Raw genomic sequence first — 1212 nt, 5'->3', positions numbered from 1 at the left:
CTGTTGGTGGAGCGGCCGCAGTTTTTTCAAATGCAGACCAAGGAAATTATCTTGAAGCATTAGCGGCAGTACCTCTAGCCGTCTTAGATTTGGGAACGGGAGGAAAAGGAGGAGCAGCAACAAAAGGGAAAACTATCCTAAATTTTACTAAAACTACTGCCAAGCGTATGGATAATCCTGGCAGATATGTTCCAGTACAAATTTTAGATGATGCCATAAAAACTACTAAGGGTATGCCAGATCCGCAAGGGACAAGAGCTTTTATGCATACAACAGATATGGTTAAAAATGGCAAAACATATAAACTAGAAGTGTTATATGACAATAAAACTAATAGTATTTGGCATTTTCAATATTCACCACTCAAAAAGTAAAATGTTATGTACGAGAAGAATGATAAACGTTATGTATATAACCTTATAGACGAATATCTTAAACATAAAATAGACGAAGTTGCATTATGTGACGGAATGTATTTTTCTTATGTACATGAGATTGATGAGTCAACATTAAATAAGGCAGAATTAGAAGCCTTCTCCGAGTTAGAAATGGTAACAAAAAGATTCTCTGAATTTGAGAATGATTTTGAGTTAGCTCCTGGTGCTTATTACACAAAAGAACAAGTAAGGCTAGCGGCGATAAAAGCAAAAGAGCGGTTGCAAAATCAGTGGCCTGACGTTTTATTGTAACCCTGCTGGTATTTTGGATGCCGTTAAAAATCCGTTAAAAACAGGAACTATAGTAACAGATAATTTAGGTAGACCTAGCCAACGATTTATAGGAACTTCGGCAGAGGTCGTGATAAACCCATCAACAGGAAATATTATATCAGTAAATCCAACATCAACAAAGAAAGCTGAAAGACTATTAAGAAATAAATAAAATGAAAATAAAATTAAGCGAAATCACCTATTCATATCTAATAGATAAAATTTTGGATACCGAAAAAAAGATAAAAGATAAAATAAAACAAATATCTAATATAAATGGATGGATATCTCTTGAAATAGATGATAATGATGCAGATAAAATTAGAGATTTAGCATTAGATAAATTGCAAGTTGTTGGATATGATGTTAATTATGAATGACTTTGTTGCAACGGTATTGTAAAAGAAGGGTTACAGGTGTATTTTTGTATTTGCAAATTCAAAAAAGTAGATATATGAGTACCTCACCGATAACCCAGATCAAAGATAAATATAAAATCAAG

The 1212-nt window shown here is 33.0% G+C and carries 3 protein-coding genes; all 3 read left to right on the top strand.

Annotated elements, in window-relative coordinates; translation table 11 throughout:
* A partial coding sequence (locus ACYPZI_RS15975) for a hypothetical protein (protein ID WP_459603369.1) occupies positions 1-374 on the top strand: 374 nt, incomplete at its 5' end.
* Positions 375-380: 6 nt separating this feature from the next.
* On the top strand, positions 381-689 hold the full coding sequence (locus tag ACYPZI_RS15970) for a hypothetical protein (protein WP_459603367.1): 309 nt from the start codon (positions 381-383) through the stop codon (positions 687-689).
* Between the two features lie 194 nt (positions 690-883).
* Positions 884-1090 carry a hypothetical protein gene (locus ACYPZI_RS15965; RefSeq protein ID WP_459603365.1) on the top strand — a complete coding sequence of 69 codons (207 nt, stop codon included), beginning with the start codon at positions 884-886 and terminating at the stop codon, positions 1088-1090.
* Positions 1091-1212 lie beyond the last annotated feature (122 nt).

The organism is Dysgonomonas reticulitermitis, from assembly GCF_054601275.1.
The sequence above is the reverse complement of the archived record's forward strand: the minus strand, read 5'-3'. Positions and strand labels throughout refer to the sequence as shown.

Excerpts from the sequence above, each read along its gene's own strand:
- ACYPZI_RS15970 (WP_459603367.1), top strand. The coding sequence starts at position 381 with ATGTACGAGAAGAATGATAAACGTTATGTATATAACCTTATAGACGAA.
- ACYPZI_RS15965 (WP_459603365.1), top strand. The coding sequence starts at position 884 with ATGAAAATAAAATTAAGCGAAATCACCTATTCATATCTAATAGATAAA.